This window comes from Pseudomonas fjordensis, from assembly GCF_976987115.1.
Window position 1 is genome coordinate 3,855,366 of record NZ_OZ336860.1, and the last position, 14,264, is coordinate 3,869,629.

Below are 14,264 nucleotides of genomic sequence, written 5' to 3' on the forward strand. Positions count from 1 at the left end.
GAAAGGCCGTTTATCTGCTGGGCTTCTGAGTCAGAGCCACAACCTTTCCGCTGGAGACCGCTTTTAACTCAGCCATTTCGAAAAGGAGGCGCTGGTTTACAGAAGCGATTCGGGCAAGCTCCGCCAAAAGCTGGTCGTTTTCCGCACGAAGCGCCCTGTTTTTCTCCTTCTCACTCATCAGTGCTTGGTGCTTCGAGTCTCGCTGGGCGCGCACCGACTTGCCCATGAGAGTGCGAATTTTTTCCGCCACCGCTGGGTAGGTATTATGAATGAGACCCGGCGTAACACCTGCTGCTCGGGCAACCGAAGCAATGGAGAGCTTTTCGTTGCCTGCGACGAGGCCATCAATGACCTTATCTAGCGCGGCGAGGGTCTTCGACCTTGAACGGGCTGGTGTCTGATCCTGAGTAGACTTATTCACCATTTACAGCCTCGTCCGTCTCATCGTTTATGGGAGAGAGCCCCAAACTGGTGATGACGTCGAGTGCGACTTGCAAATCGCGCGCTGCTCGCTGCGTAACGGCAGGGCCCGCGTCTTCGATCTTAATCAACTCTTGCTGCTGGATATAAATGTCCTGCCAGGTGCCAGCGAAGAATTCATCGATGACTGAATTTTTGCACCCTGGGCACCGTGTGGCCTCATATAGACCAGCACCTCCGCAGCCCCGCTCCGTGGCAATGCACCATCCGTGTCCAGTCGCACGAATGTTGGCATGTGGAGCGGTCTGGGCAAGTAGAGCTGCTCTATCCTTGATTGGGATCGCCCGCAATTCCACAATCTTTTCGCCTGCGCCCCCAGCCAAGGGCTGGTCACCGAGCCATGATTCGATCAGATCGATTTTAAATTCTGTCATCTGCTGAAAGATCTCATCAAAAAGCGTCAGGTCTTGCTGCGGATTGGATGCATAGAGTTGAGTCATGCTCATGCTACTGTGTTTGAACTGCCACTTTAGGTAGATTAACGAAGTGCGACCCATACGGGACTCAACAAAACACCTTGCATAGGTTCGCCTGCATTGGTGCGTCCTCAATGGCCAATCACTTCCAGCGGCTTTAGCTATACGGTCAAACGCAGCATTGGATGCTTGCCCGCTAAGCGCCTCAACATGTTTATCCTGAAGTTTACCGCCCTGGGCGTGTCGCCCCAAAAATAGTTTCTTCGAGTCCCTGCGAGCCTTTTCCAGCCTCAGAAGGTGCTCGGTGGGATTACTGGGATCGATAGTTCTTGCAAGATTTCTAATCTCTAGTTCCAGTTCTTTCCTGATAGGAACCGAGTATTTGGCCAAAAGCTCCAGTGCATCTAGAGTCAATTCTGGGACGAGATACTCTACGCGCCCCTTGCCCGTCTTATGTTCTATTGTGGATACCCAGCAAAATTTAACTCCATTTTTGATCTCTCTACGCCAAGCGCCAACCTCAATCCCAATGGCCTCGTCATTACGCATGCCGCTAGTGATTGAAACTATATACAGCACAGCATCTCTGCATCGAATCGACATTCGCTCATCACTAGGATGATATCCTATACCACTGACCGCTAACTCAGCTTTCATCTCCCGAACGATACTTTCGCAATAGTTGAAAATTTTAGATTGTTCACCAGAAGGAATAATATCCGTCCGCCCAACGTTTTTATTAGCAGAAGCCGATCCTTTTACTTTGCTAACTCCGCAAATTCGCCATAATTTAGAGTTACCCCAAGGATCACTCTGAAGGGGAAAAATCGTATCAGCAGCAAATACCCAAAGGAAATCAATAACCCGTAACCGTCCATAGAGCGGGAGCGGCCTTAACTTTAATTCATTCTTGCAATGATAAACATAATTACTGATATGGATCGGACGAACATCCGCAAACCTTGAAACTCCCAGATTGTTCAACCAACGAATAAAGGGCATCACACTTGCAACAGCGAAAGTAGTGATACCCCGTGCGATAGGAGGCTTGGAGCTAGGTAGACCTCGCTTAAACCATGCGTAAGCAACAGCTTTGCAGTCATCAATGAGCGCCCGAGGCATGCTCATATCCCAATTGATAAATTTATAGGAATGGGCAACATTGGCCTGATCAAAAAACGGACGAAGATCCCACTGCGCATCGCCAAACCTGCTAAGCACCAGAGTTTCCCCACGGTCATTAACGATGGCACTGATCACAATAGCATTTCGTTCTGCGGGACTCAGACCATTGGCTGTCACCGGTTGCGCAATGAGGACATCATATGCCTTCAACAACGCATTCGTGCTTCTTATGTTCAAATCCCGCCGCCCCTTCTTTTCTTCATGAACTCGATCTTTTTAGCCCAGAACAAGTGCGGAGATGATTCAGCCTTTGCCTTTGCTCGCTTAACCAAAGCGGCATCAAATTTTCGTGAAGTGAACTCATTGATAAGTTTAATATAGTCAAACTGCCGCCTACGCCATGCCTCCCACTCATCAGTGAGAAAATATTCGACTTCGGCGTAAAGGAACTGTTGGTAACTGAACAGCCGGTATAAGTCCTCCTGTGTGCCTACAATCGCATAGCTGGGACAACCGAGGCAGTGAATAAACTCCGAACAGTGATTTACGCCATCCTTGGGCGCCCGACTACCATAAAGGCTATCTTTGCAGCCGCCTGGCGGGGTAGGTGTGACGTGGATGCCCCGTAGCTTGTCTGGAAAAGCCTCCCCGACAAAAGTTGCGCCTTCGGTCTTAATTTCATCATTAATTTTTAAGTAGTGATTATCCGCAACGCCTGGCGTATGGCCCATGACAGAGGACACTTCTAAAATGTCTCCACCGCTCAGCTTCCACAAACGGCTTTCCATAGTCTTCCGCAGCCGACTAAGCGTGACATGCAGTCGATTACCTAGATCGTCTTGAAGTGCATGACGCTCACAAATATTTTTGGTAGTCACGTATAAAGCGCCGGGCGTAAGGGTAACAATATTGTTCGCCCCACCCCGTTGCCCTGAGCGATACAACCATACATATGAACAAATCTCCTCGGATGCCAGCGCCACAAGTGGCTTGCTGATTTCAAGGGCCTTATTCAAGACTGCAACCCCATCGAGCGGAATGGCGCTGTAATCGTCTAGCAGATTAGTTTGACGTATTGTTTTACTCTGCGCACCTTTGCCCCGCCGCTTGATAGTAGTTATCAATCTGAGATTTGGCACAAACGGGTGAGGCTTTAGGGCATCTCTCGTCATTTCTAAAAGTGGCGTGGTATTAATACCTGATCTTGCCGCCGTGATTAGTAGCATCACTGCCATGGCCTCTGCTCCATTGCCAAGGAACGTGCCCTTATGGATAGCAACAAGGTCGGACTTTAATGCCCCGAGTAGCCTTTGCATTTCCCCCATGGTGAGCGGATCTGCGTCTTTCGTATTCCGCGCATTGTTGGGGAATGGATTTGGCGGCAAGAGATCGTCAGTATCGGTTTCTACAAATCCATAATCAGCTAGAACAATGACCAATGACTTAAAGCTGGTGTAGTAGTTCTTAGCCGTCGAGCCATTGGGGTACTTTAGCTTTAGCCAAGAGATATAACGTTCCAAATGACGTTTGGTCAGGCCGTTCGGCGTTGTGGGTGGCGACTCGACCGAGCCTCCACCTAAGAAACTCAGAAAGAACCTCAACCCGTTCACAGAGTAACCAATCAAAGTGGCTACGGAGAAGTTTCCTCCTTGCAGCAACGCCCTGATAACGTAAATGCTTTGAATTGCCCAGGCGTCGAAGCCCGAACCTAGGTATTGAGAGTGGTCGAGCTGCCTATGATTTCTCGGGTTTCTCGGCAAATCAATTTTGATGCTATCTTCGACAGCCTCGAATCCTTTCGTGACGGATTGCAGGGCCGCCTTATAGTTCTTTTGCCGGGCCAACGTAACTACCTCAGGTGCGCTTAGTGGAGTCAGCCGTGAACATCATGTCAATTTCGTCCTCATGCGCAAGAACGGATTGAGCCTCCAGCTGGTTGATGAGGTGCAAGTAGATCATCGTTGTTTGAACATCTGAATGCCCCAACCTGTCTCTGACATACAACAGCGGCTCACCTTCAAATTCTTTGCTTTTTCTAAGGGCAAGCAAGGTATAAGTCCCGTAAGTGTGGCGTAGCATATGAGCCCGAACATAGAAGCCGCACTTTCGCTCATAGGACTTCATAACGTCCACTACGGAATCCTTTGAATAATGCCTGCCTTCATTAGTTAGGAGTAGCGCAGTTACACCTCCATCACCATTGGACTTACGAACCTCTCGCTGGTGAAGGGAATAAGACCACATGCTCTCCATCAGCGACCATGGCACATCGATAGTCCTGGGCTTGTCGTACTTGATATGCATGTCTGAAGGATCAAGAGCAACGCTGACCATTTGCCTTGGGCGCAGTCCATTTTTTAACCTAGGGTTGAACACATATTTGAGAGGAAAAGACCTGGCCTCACAGGAGCGAAGCCCTGTACGCACCATGAGGTGAAATAATATCTGGTGGCTTGGATCAGTATCCAAGGCAACGCATACCTTGACTTGATCCTTGGTCAAGAATTTGGTCAGGCGCTTTCGGTCACGCACCATCACCGAAGCCTTCGTGCTCTCGGCTCCGGGTTGAGCAACATGACTGAGAAGACCGGAATGTGGAGCCACCCTGACCCTTTTCTCCCCGAAGGGCAGCACGGTTATCAGGTTGCGCTGCTTGGCCCATCGGTAGAACTTCACAATCAGGGCCAAGCGACTGTTCACCGTTTTGGGATCAAGCGCTAATTCTCCGCTAGACCAATCCCTGTACCTCGACAGGATGCTCAGACCATGGGCCGGGCTTTCCTCGTTCCAGGCCAAACCATTGGCCTCCAGGAAGGCGAAATAATCGTACAGACGCCGCCCATAGGCTTCCCAAGTCAAATCGCTTAGGGCCTCACCTGACTCGATGAGCGTGTGCCAAAGGAAGGACTGGGCTGGCTCGACTGGCCATCCCTCTGACCCGATCAGCAAAGGAAAGCCTTCAAAGGATCGACCTGCCAATGCTAGGTCTTTTGTTGCGAATACCAGCCTCATGCCGCTGCCCTAAACCACCACCAATGGATTGCCTTATGAAGTCTGGAAACTATTGTTCCAAAGGGGTTCAGAAGGTGGCGCGGACTCTACAGGATTTACTAACGATTTCTACCCCTCAGATCGTTATTGCTCAGTACGACGATAGGCACCTTTGCCAGATCTGGACGAAAGACCCGTTCGCAGCTCGCATAGAAACTGTTGCAGTCAATCAGCGCGAAGACCGGCGCGTTAGACATGACTGCGCACCGTGCTGGTGATCACGCCCCAGATCGATAGCTCATCCCCCTCCAGGACATACCGCGCTGGGTATTTCGGATTCTCTGACAGAAGAATCACCTCTTTCCCACGCTTGCACAGTCGCTTGCAAACAGGATCATTATTCAAGAGAGCCACGACAACGTGCCCATGGGCCGGCTCAATTGACCGATCCACAACAGCCAGGTCTCCCTCAAAAATTCCCGCCCCTTGCATACTTTCGCCAGTAATCGCGATCAGATAGACGTGCGGCGCCCTGATATTTAGGACCTCATCCAATGAGATGTGCTGCTCGATGTGATCGGCTGCCGGTGATGGGAACCCAGCAGGTACACGAAACGAGCAGAAAGGCAGCTTCGTGCCGCCTTCGGATATAGGACCTAAAATGGTAAAGCTCATGATGCAGCCTTCTACACATACTGTGCGAATGTACAGTTAACTTTGCGGCCGGCTTGCGGTCAATTTTTCTGTAGGGGATTTCGACAGACGGAGAGGTGCCTATGTGCGGAAGGCTTTCGCAGTACCGGGGAATCCACGACTTCGTTGCAGCGCTGAGCATGCCCAATGCTCTGGCGAACTCTGTGGGCGATCAGCCGATTGAGCGGTACAACGTGGCGCCATCAACGACGGTTGCATTGCTGCACCTGCAGGGAGACCTGCTACACGCCGATCCAGTTCGCTGGGGTTGGCGACCACACTGGGCAAAAGACCGGGCAGCGCCAATCAATGCTCGCGTGGAGAAGGTAGCCCATGGCCCGTTCTTCCGGGCCATCTGGCCGCACCGGGCAATCACACCTATCGACAACTGGTTTGAGTGGGTAGACGAAGGCGGCCCAAAAAAGCAGCCCTACCTCATCCGTCGGAGGGATGGTGCACCGATACTCTGCGCTGCCATTGGCCAACTGCCTGACGCCGATGAAGGTCCGGGCGAGCATGACGGCTTCGTGATCATCACCGCCGACAGTGCCGGGGGGATGGTGGACATTCACGACCGCCGGCCGGTGGTCCTAACTCCGGACCTGGCACGGGAATGGTTGGATCCTGGCACACCCAAAGAGCGCGCCGAGCAGATGCTCTTGCACCAAGGCGAGCCGACCGAGACTTTCGAGTGGTTCAAGGTCAGCAACGCCGTGGGCAATGTCAGAAATAAAGGGCCAGATCTGATCAAGCCAGTCACCGAGCAATAAGCCCTGGCTTACGTCTGGCACGCCGATAAGGCTTTCGGTAAGCTATCCAAATCAATGGATGGCAAAATGCCAGGAGTAAAAATGAAGGATGAATTCGACGTCACCACACCCTCCGGGCTTAAATCTGCCGCAGATTTTTTTCGTGAAGGCAGCGTTTTTGCGTGGCTGGTTAATCCGCTAGCGACAGCTCTCTTCGCTGGAGAGCAACTCCTTAAAGCAAACTCAGAAAGCACCTCAGTTGAAAGCCAAGGGAAAGCGGCCGTTGAAATTATCAAGCAAGGAAAAGAGAGTGGCGCAAAAAGGATCAAAGTAACTATTGATCAAGAGGCAGGTGCAAATCTCAATATTCCGGTTGAGGGTGTAAACATCTCTGCAATGATGGGGAGTAACGGAAAAATGACCCTTGAGGTGGAGTACGCGTAACGTCTTATTCGTCCCTGCAAGCTCCAACCGCCGCTACCAATTGCCGTTCGTACCCAATCCGCTGTCGACGCTCGGCCAACAACGCCCGAACCTTTACTTCCAGGCTGTCGGACTTCTTCAGTCCAGCAGCTGCCCATGGCGGCACAGCGATCTCCTTTGTTTTGCACGGAACCAGGACCGGCATCTCCACGCGGACAGTGCGCACTTCTGGCTCCCTGCCAGCGCAGCCAGTCAGCACCAGCGCTAACAGCACCAGAAAAGACTTCATAACCCCAACTCCTGATTGATGATGGCCTCAGCAGCCTGTTCTGGGTCGCCACCGGTTCGCTCCCGCAACAACTGATTGGCAGCGGCGTAGTCGGGCTGGGCCTCTTGCGCTGCTTTTGCCTGAGCCTGGGTGGCAGTTCGCTCCCGCAGGTCGCCGGCCAGGACAAGCTCGCCCAGTTTCCTGCCTTGCTCTCCCGCCAGCGCTTCCAAGTTGTTACGCGCCGACTGAGCTCTGACCAGGTTGGTGTTCGCGGCGTCGAGTAGCGGCCGATAATGCCAGGCCGCCAGCCACGCACCACCGCCAGCGCCCAACACCAGCAGAAGGACAACCGCAAGCCCAAGGCAAGCCAGCTTCTGCAAGGGTGCCATCACGGCACATCCTTGAAAAAGACGTGATGCCCAAGGCGCAGCGTCTGCGTGGCCTTTGCCGCCCAAGCCGGGGCCTTGGGCATTGTGGTTGCGTAATAGTGCGTGGCGCCGCCGGTTGGATCCGGTACCGCACCAGACATCACCTGGTCAGCCGCACGCTGCGCCTGGGCAAACTGGGCCGCCGGGATCTGCTTGGCACCGCTCAGGTAGGCGTAGTTCGGATCGTTCTGGTTCCAGCAGCTGAACTGCCAGGGTTTCAGGCATACACCGGCGTAGCCCTCCCCCCACCATGATTTAGCTTTGCCGTCGAACACACGGTTGCGGATGGTCCAGGCCACGGCGATCTGGCCCTCAAAACCCTCACCTCTACTTTCTCCCCACAGCGTGCGCGCCAGGATGTCCCGGTCTTTCTCGGTTGCGTTCATGCTTTTCTCCAGGCGAAAAAAAACCGCACAAGGCGGTGATGGTTTCCAGGTCGGCGGTCAGGCCGGAACCACGGGCCACTCGATAGCGTCCGGGTACTGCTCCTGCTCGGGCACTCGGCTCAGCGCAACGCGGTACTTCTTCCAGCCCTTAAGCTGGGCAACCTCTGAATCCGTGGCCTCGTCGACGTCCACCGCATCCTGTAGTGGCGCAACGGCGTAATCTGCGATGGCTCGAAGACGGATGATCTCGGCCTGGGCAGCCTCCAGAGGATCAACGACAATCGACGGAAGCTCCGGCACTTCCTCCAGCGGAATATCGGGCACCAGGATGTGAAGCGTGACCATCGTTTTCAGATCGTAGGGTTCGCCATCCATAGTGACGGCCACGGTCAACAGGCCTTCAGCGAAAGCGATATCGACCTTCGCTGTGTTCTCCGAAGGATGTAGTGAGTAGCCCCAGCCCTGATCTAATGGCGGAAAAGGAACTATGCCCAGAGTGCCAGTGACGCAATACACCCCGACACCGGAACGGTAACTGTCGACGTCTGTTCCACCGAGAGAGGTGAGATCAAACTTCGCACCGGTCTCGCCAATAACATTGATTGCTGCTCTTGCCATGATTAAATCGCCTTGAGAGTGCCGTCTTGGGCACGGGTGGTATTTGTCGTGTCGTACACCTGTCGCCAACCCAGGGGCACACCGCTTGCGTTCACCTGACGCCAGTACAGACCGGCGGCGGTCTGGTAAACGCCAGCAACGATGTCAACAGCCCAAAGGCTGTTATCCGCAAACCTTGAGCGAAACCCAACCGCGTTAGGTGCGCCAGGTGCGCCGCCTGTAGTAGTGCCGTCCAGATGGGAGATGAACCGGCTGCCATCGACTGCAAAGGATGAGTTGCCTACCACAGCCGGCGCTGCCGCAACCTCAATCAGGTTGCCCGTTACGACGCCCACTGAACGTGTGGCTGCCGAACCCAGACCCAGGTTAGTTCGGGCAGTTGCTGCATTCGTAGCGCCGGTACCACCGTTTGCCACCGGCACAGTGGTCATACTTGCGACCGGGCCAAGGCCAGCCAGGGTTGCGCCCCACTGCTGCACCATAAGATTGACTGCATCAGCCAGAGCTTTGGGATAGCCGTTCACGGGTACGACGCCGTAAGAGACTCCGGCAGCAGTTGCCCCGCGATAAGCGGGTGTGATTGATAGGGCAAGATCACTAGATGGGTTAACGACTTGATAGATTCCACCATCAGGACCGACAAACATATCTCCAGATCGGCAATTAGAAAACTTCGTGCCAACACCATTCACCACGGTATTCCCGTTGGTGACTGTTACCGTTCCTTCTGTAAACCAAGACGACATAGGTTTCCCCAAGAGTTAATTGATATTTAACAGCCCGCCTGATGCTATTGTGAAATCCTTCCAACCATCACAGTTATGCCAGTGACAATCGCGTTCTGTACCGCAATCATCCCCAGAGTAAGAATTCTGCTTGGGTAGTTCCACATAGCTGCAATTTGGCGATTCGCTGTTCCTGAGGCAATTGTCACCGCCTGCATGCATAGGTTATTTATTAGCATGTACTCGTCTTCATTCAAGTTAAATTGTGAATTGAAGTACGTTATTGTCACGCCTTGGCCGGTCGTACCGCTACCTGCATAAGTCCACGTGTTACTAGCCCTGACAAACTGAGCGGCAGGTGTGCCTGAATCGAAAATAGTTTTGCGGCTTGCATCGCGAAGCCGCACACCAAATGTAGCTAATGGCTGCGCCACGTATCCAGCAACGAACCAACGCCCAACGGGCTTGATCGTATACATATTGAAAATACGGACCCTGAACCCCGTCCAGTTACCCGCAGATCCAAATATTTCAAGGTTGCTCATCCCGATGATGCCGCTTGCACTATCAGGCCGAATAAAAACAAGTGGCTGCTCTTGGGTTGTGATAGGTGAAGGGAAGTATGTTGACGAGGAATTACCGTCTTCCTCGGTTCCAACATACCTACCCTTGTACATTACAACAAGTCTCGAATATTCCGAATCAATTACTACTCGATTGTCGTCCCCGGCCTTAAAGACCAAACCATAAGATTCTGCCATATTACTTAAACCTCACGACTGTCAGACGCTGCCTTGTAATGGTTATCGCAGATGTGTTGTATGGATCACCCTTAATGGTTCTCCATACTCGCACCAATCCATTCAGGACTTCGGGTTCTACCTGCGCGTCGAATAGCGAATTGACTGCCTGTACTGGCGTCGGAAAAGCGGCCGCGTTTTGAGGGGTAATTCCAGGGATCGCTATATCTATAAACTTCGCCCCCCAAGTTTGAGGCGTGATTATTTCGGAATACACCACCCTCATTGTGAATGACGTTTCATCAAGTTCAACGACGCCTGTAGGCCCCTTGATCCGCATACCGAAAGTCATACCGAAAGCCTCCCGACCGATACGCGGTCAACACCGCCTGCATCAAACACCGTCAATCCGTCGTTGTTGAGCAGCGATGAACCACCAGTGCCCGCGCTTCGCAACGTGAACGTGCCAGCAGGAATGTTGATTTCCAGAAGCGGACGTCCAAGCGAATCCACTGCCGGAGAGCGGAGCACCATCCCCAGAACAATTTCCTGAATGATCGCCTTGCTGATGATTGCCGTATTGAAAACAGCCTGGCCGTTCTCGATGACGAACATCGGGTCGACCTTTCCGTTCACCTCGTTCACCACCGCAAAGCGCTGAGCGAAGATAAGGAATTCCGACTGCTCTCCGTTCGAACCGAACGCCAAACCAGACACCACCCTCCTCCCATCCACTATGGTCTGGGCCTTCATGGTGGTCTGAGCTGAAACCCTCCCGTCCAGCCTAACCACTGTCTCGCTCACCGACTGAACTGAAGCACTGGTTTCGCCGATGCTCGACTGCAGCGTCTCCGAAACCTTGGCCTGGGCCTCAATTTCAGAAGCTCGCACCTTCCTCTCCGTGCTAATTGCTGCGGTGGACTCCCATGCCTTGATCGCCCCTGCCAGATCACCAGAGCCATCGTCCCCACGAACCGAAGCCCGCAGCGCCTCGTTGCTCGATGCCTGGGATGTGATCTTCCCGTCCAGGTTGGTGACTTTTGTGTCGAGGCTGTTGAGCGCCTGTGCATTGCCGGTCGCCTTTTGATCGACCGCAGATAGATCGCTCTTAAGCTGGTTGATCTGCGCTGCGGACGTCTCGCGATTACTGGCAACCACCTGTTCCAGGACGGTCAGCGACGACTTGTTGTCACCGACCTGGGCGCCCAGGGTGAGCAGCTGCTGAGCCATCGCATCGTTTTCGCTGGCTCGGGTTTTACGCTCGACCGCCAGATCTGCCGTCGAAGTCCAGCCTTTGATGGCGTCGGCTAGATCGCCGGCGCCATCATCACCACGGGCAGCTGAGCGTAACGCCTCAACTGAGGTGGCGGTGGCCAACACCTTGCCGTCGATTTCCTCGATCTTCGTTTCGATGATCTGGACTTGGGACACCAGTGCATCAGTGGTCTCAAGGATGGTGCCGATATCTATCCAGTACGTAGCGTCAGGCGGCGTTGCGCCCACAGGCACAGGGCCTTTCGCTTGGTAGAGACGTTGATCCAGCCGCACGATGTCGCCCTTCAGATAGGGCTTTTCCGGGTCGTAAGCGAGGGCATCGCTCACTTGCTTGATCAGATCTTCCAGCTCCTGCTTGGCTTCCTCGAGGCGTTCATTTACTGAGCCAGGGCCGTCGCCGGTGATGAGCTCTATCTCTTCGCGCAGGCTCTGGTACAGGGCGCCCTTACCGATCTTCTCGGCGTAGTACGCCTCATAATCGCTCCGCTTGCTGCTGGCCTGACCGTTGACGGCGCCGGGCACAGGGAAGAACGGGCCGACGTTGCCAGTCCGGTCAACCAGGCGCGCCCAGAAGAACAGACTCGCCCCGGCCAACAGGCTGTGCATCTCGTGCGAGGCCTGCGGGTAGCTGAAGTCGCTCAGCTTGACCGCCGTCGTCAGGTCGGGCGACTGACTGTACCAGAGCTCCGTCCGCTGGGTGTCCTCGGCACCTGGTGGAAAGCCCCACTGGATGCCGATGCCGTAGATCAGGCTGGTGGTGGTCAGGAACGACACCGCCGGCGGCAGGCCGGTCTTTCCTTCCAGATTGGTCAGGCTGGAGTTTTTCCAGATCGACGAGATTTCGAACGCACTCACCGCACGCACACGCGCCAGGTAGGCCCCGGAGTAGATGCCGGTGACGTCCACGCTCGTCGAGCCTGTGCGCTGCACCTTGATCCAGTTTCCGTTGTCCTTCCGCCACTCCACGTCGTAGGCGACAGCGCCAGCAACAGCGGGCCAAGAGATGTTCATGGTGCTGATGGCGATGCCCTGGTTAACCGCGTAGCTCGACGTCAGCGTGACGCTGGCCGGCGGCGGTACCACGGTGATCGGGATAATACTGATCGGGCGCTCTTCCAGCCGTGCACCAGTGTCGATGTGCGCGAACTTGCTCGGGTCGTACTGAACGGCCGATATTTCAAAAACACCAGGCTCTGGCCTGGCCACGCTGACCACCCGGTAAAGCGGGACTGCCAAGTCGTCAGCATCGAGCGCCCACACCAATTCCGGCTCAGGCGGCACTGAGTAGGCCACGGTGACCGTGACCTGCCGCCCGCTGACCACCTCCACGGTACGCCCCTCGCACTTGCCGTCAGGCAGGTTGAGGATCAGTCGGTCGCCGGGCTTGGCCTGGGTGTCGCGGTCCAGCTTGATGACCTTGCCGTTTACAGCTGAGATACGGCCGCCAATGGCACGGCCGGCCAGCAGCTCGTCAGCAATCGGGATCACGTAGCAAGGCAGCGGGATACGGCCATCCAAGCCAACCTTGAACGTTACGGCCCGATCCTTGGAGTTGGTCAGCAACGCCCACTTGCCGCGGCGCTGGGCCTCCGATTCGCGGGTGCAGCCGATAGCGCTGATCTCCAGCGGGTTATCGCCGTAGCGCCGCTGCAGCTTCTGGTCGGTCACCGCGGTGACATCGGTGTCGTAGTTGTTCAGCGGATTGTCGTAGCTGACCAGCGCACGGGTGTAGCGGGTCCGCTCCGATGCGCTGGAATAGGTGAACTTGCCGTCGATGACGTTTGCTCGGGTGTAGGCAAAGTCGAAGTCGGTAGCACGCGGCATATCCGAGAGAGTGAACACCTGGCCTTGGGCCCAGTAGGTCATGCCTCGGTAGATCGCCGAGATATCGCGCAGCAGCGACCAAGCATCGGCCTTGCTTTGCAGGTTCAAGTTGCAGATGAAGCGCGGCTCCTGGCCGCCCTTCCCGTCCGGCACCAGTTGGTCACAGTACTGGGAAATTCGATACAGCTCCCACTTGTCCACCATCCACGGCTTGATGCGACGGCCCAGGCCAAAACGATCGGCGGTGGTGATGTCGTAGGTCATCCATACAGCATTGTCGGTCCAGGCCTGCTTAAAGGTGCCGTCCCAAACGCCACTGTACGAGCGCGACACAGGATCGTAGTTGCTCGGCACCTGCATTTTTTTCAGCTTGGTCTCGACCGTCACGGCCGGGATGCTACGGAACTGCTCGGCGGAAAATTCGATGTAGAGCAGCGCCGTGTTTGGGTAGCGGATCTTCGCGTCGATCACCTCGGTAAATCCGGCGATCTGCATGGTGTCCGAGATTTTGTTGTTGTTCTGGTTTGGTGTGATGCGGGTGATGCGCATCAACCAGCCGGTCGTGGCTTTGGGTAAATCGATACGGCGGGTGCGCTCGTACACGCTGGTGGTCTTGCCATCGACAGCCTCGCTCAGCACCAGCTGATAGGCGCCCCCATCAGTGGCCAGCTCAACCTTGTATTCAATCCGGTACCCGTTGATGTTGCCCCCGGCGTCCACGGACTGAAGCGCCGGCCAGGCAAACCGCACACGCACAGCGGAAAGCTGGGTGTTGTTGATCGCCCTAACCCATTGGGTGCCGCTCCGCAGCTCGGTGCTGATAGTGGTCTCGTTCTCGACCGATGGGATCCCCTGGATATAGGTCTGGTCCACTGCGCCAGTGCGCCACTCCCACTTCACGTTCGGGAAGTTCATGTTGCCCTGGGGGTCTTGCAGCGGAGTGTTGTCGAGGTAGATATCGCGGGCTGTCGGCGTGCCTTCGAATTCACCCTCGCCCACGGCGATCAGCATTTTGGCAATGGCAACCGAGCGCAGACTGTCCGGGGCCTCTGTCGGCGTTTTTGGCTTCTCTTCGCCGCCCTTGGCGCCGTGGATGTCGATGTTGCGTGCTGCGCCCATGCTT

14 protein-coding genes and 1 pseudogene are annotated in these 14,264 nt (G+C 54.9%); 2 read left to right on the forward strand and 13 right to left on the reverse strand.

Translation table 11 applies throughout. The features are described from left to right. Positions 1–10 precede the first annotated feature (10 nt). From ACWHXD_RS17175 to ACWHXD_RS17200, 6 genes and pseudogenes are all read right to left on the reverse strand, one after another. Positions 11–424: a TetR family transcriptional regulator gene (locus ACWHXD_RS17175; RefSeq protein WP_153330866.1), complete on the reverse strand. Its 414-nt coding sequence runs from the start codon at positions 422–424 to the stop codon at positions 11–13. Then, entirely contained in the window at positions 414–2,156 is a 1,743-nt protein-coding gene (locus ACWHXD_RS17180; RefSeq protein WP_240678625.1) for a tyrosine-type recombinase/integrase, read from the reverse strand. The genes ACWHXD_RS17175 and ACWHXD_RS17180 overlap by 11 nt, the downstream gene beginning before the upstream one ends. Before the next feature lie 98 nt (positions 2,157–2,254). Beyond that, a complete protein-coding gene (locus tag ACWHXD_RS17185; RefSeq protein WP_087715966.1) occupies positions 2,255–3,865 on the reverse strand; it encodes a site-specific integrase in 1,611 nt (536 codons plus the stop codon). 10 nt (positions 3,866–3,875) lie between these two features. After that, positions 3,876–5,033, reverse strand: coding sequence for a tyrosine-type recombinase/integrase (locus ACWHXD_RS17190; RefSeq protein WP_087715965.1), 1,158 nt, complete (start codon positions 5,031–5,033; stop codon positions 3,876–3,878). A 119-nt stretch (positions 5,034–5,152) separates the two neighbouring features. Continuing rightward, positions 5,153–5,269: pseudogene (locus tag ACWHXD_RS17195) on the reverse strand (Y-family DNA polymerase); the annotation flags it as partial. Beyond that, the gene (locus ACWHXD_RS17200; protein WP_034135895.1) at positions 5,262–5,687 is read right to left on the reverse strand and encodes a LexA family protein; all 426 of its coding nucleotides are present in this window, start codon (positions 5,685–5,687) and stop codon (positions 5,262–5,264) included. The gene ACWHXD_RS17200 and the pseudogene ACWHXD_RS17195, both read right to left, overlap by 8 nt. Before the next feature lie 101 nt (positions 5,688–5,788). Here ACWHXD_RS17200 and ACWHXD_RS17205 point away from each other — a divergent pair, with 101 nt between their 5' ends. Together ACWHXD_RS17205 and ACWHXD_RS17210 are read left to right on the forward strand one after the other, a co-directional pair. Continuing rightward, the gene (locus ACWHXD_RS17205; RefSeq protein ID WP_499084288.1) at positions 5,789–6,475 is read left to right on the forward strand and encodes an SOS response-associated peptidase family protein; all 687 of its coding nucleotides are present in this window, start codon (positions 5,789–5,791) and stop codon (positions 6,473–6,475) included. A gap of 81 nt (positions 6,476–6,556) precedes the next feature. After that, entirely contained in the window at positions 6,557–6,898 is a 342-nt protein-coding gene (locus ACWHXD_RS17210; protein ID WP_499084289.1) for a hypothetical protein, read from the forward strand. 4 nt (positions 6,899–6,902) lie between these two features. Here the strand turns inward: ACWHXD_RS17210 and ACWHXD_RS17215 are convergent, their stop codons facing one another. The 7 genes from ACWHXD_RS17215 to ACWHXD_RS17245 form a co-directional block, all read right to left on the reverse strand. Continuing rightward, positions 6,903–7,166 carry a hypothetical protein gene (locus ACWHXD_RS17215; RefSeq protein WP_499084290.1) on the reverse strand — a complete coding sequence of 88 codons (264 nt, stop codon included), beginning with the start codon at positions 7,164–7,166 and terminating at the stop codon, positions 6,903–6,905. Further along, positions 7,163–7,534, reverse strand: coding sequence for a hypothetical protein (locus ACWHXD_RS17220; RefSeq protein WP_499084292.1), 372 nt, complete (start codon positions 7,532–7,534; stop codon positions 7,163–7,165). Before ACWHXD_RS17220 ends, ACWHXD_RS17215 begins: the two co-directional genes overlap by 4 nt. After that, a complete protein-coding gene (locus tag ACWHXD_RS17225) occupies positions 7,534–7,959 on the reverse strand; it encodes a cell wall hydrolase (protein WP_499084293.1) in 426 nt (141 codons plus the stop codon). Before ACWHXD_RS17225 ends, ACWHXD_RS17220 begins: the two co-directional genes overlap by 1 nt. Before the next feature lie 57 nt (positions 7,960–8,016). Beyond that, positions 8,017–8,577, reverse strand: coding sequence for a tail fiber assembly protein (locus ACWHXD_RS17230; protein ID WP_499084294.1), 561 nt, complete (start codon positions 8,575–8,577; stop codon positions 8,017–8,019). 2 nt (positions 8,578–8,579) lie between these two features. Continuing rightward, positions 8,580–9,323, reverse strand: coding sequence for a hypothetical protein (locus tag ACWHXD_RS17235; RefSeq protein WP_499084296.1), 744 nt, complete (start codon positions 9,321–9,323; stop codon positions 8,580–8,582). Between the two features lie 44 nt (positions 9,324–9,367). Next, a complete protein-coding gene (locus tag ACWHXD_RS17240; protein WP_186931879.1) occupies positions 9,368–10,063 on the reverse strand; it encodes a hypothetical protein in 696 nt (231 codons plus the stop codon). A 327-nt stretch (positions 10,064–10,390) separates the two neighbouring features. Beyond that, positions 10,391–14,260: a TipJ family phage tail tip protein gene (locus ACWHXD_RS17245; RefSeq protein WP_499084297.1), complete on the reverse strand. Its 3,870-nt coding sequence runs from the start codon at positions 14,258–14,260 to the stop codon at positions 10,391–10,393. Between the last annotated feature and the right edge of the window lie 4 nt (positions 14,261–14,264).

Bases quoted from the DNA above. Each gene is read 5' to 3' on its own strand.
- ACWHXD_RS17175 (WP_153330866.1), bottom strand. From the start codon at position 424: ATGGTGAATAAGTCTACTCAGGATCAGACACCAGCCCGTTCAAGGTCG.
- ACWHXD_RS17190 (WP_087715965.1), bottom strand. From the start codon at position 5,033: ATGAGGCTGGTATTCGCAACAAAAGACCTAGCATTGGCAGGTCGATCC.
- ACWHXD_RS17200 (WP_034135895.1), bottom strand. From the start codon at position 5,687: ATGAGCTTTACCATTTTAGGTCCTATATCCGAAGGCGGCACGAAGCTG.
- ACWHXD_RS17205 (WP_499084288.1), top strand. From the start codon at position 5,789: ATGTGCGGAAGGCTTTCGCAGTACCGGGGAATCCACGACTTCGTTGCA.
- ACWHXD_RS17210 (WP_499084289.1), top strand. From the start codon at position 6,557: ATGAAGGATGAATTCGACGTCACCACACCCTCCGGGCTTAAATCTGCC.
- ACWHXD_RS17215 (WP_499084290.1), bottom strand. From the start codon at position 7,166: ATGAAGTCTTTTCTGGTGCTGTTAGCGCTGGTGCTGACTGGCTGCGCT.
- ACWHXD_RS17220 (WP_499084292.1), bottom strand. From the start codon at position 7,534: ATGGCACCCTTGCAGAAGCTGGCTTGCCTTGGGCTTGCGGTTGTCCTT.
- ACWHXD_RS17225 (WP_499084293.1), bottom strand. From the start codon at position 7,959: ATGAACGCAACCGAGAAAGACCGGGACATCCTGGCGCGCACGCTGTGG.
- ACWHXD_RS17230 (WP_499084294.1), bottom strand. From the start codon at position 8,577: ATGGCAAGAGCAGCAATCAATGTTATTGGCGAGACCGGTGCGAAGTTT.
- ACWHXD_RS17235 (WP_499084296.1), bottom strand. From the start codon at position 9,323: ATGTCGTCTTGGTTTACAGAAGGAACGGTAACAGTCACCAACGGGAAT.
- ACWHXD_RS17240 (WP_186931879.1), bottom strand. From the start codon at position 10,063: ATGGCAGAATCTTATGGTTTGGTCTTTAAGGCCGGGGACGACAATCGA.
- ACWHXD_RS17245 (WP_499084297.1), bottom strand. From the start codon at position 14,260: ATGGGCGCAGCACGCAACATCGACATCCACGGCGCCAAGGGCGGCGAA.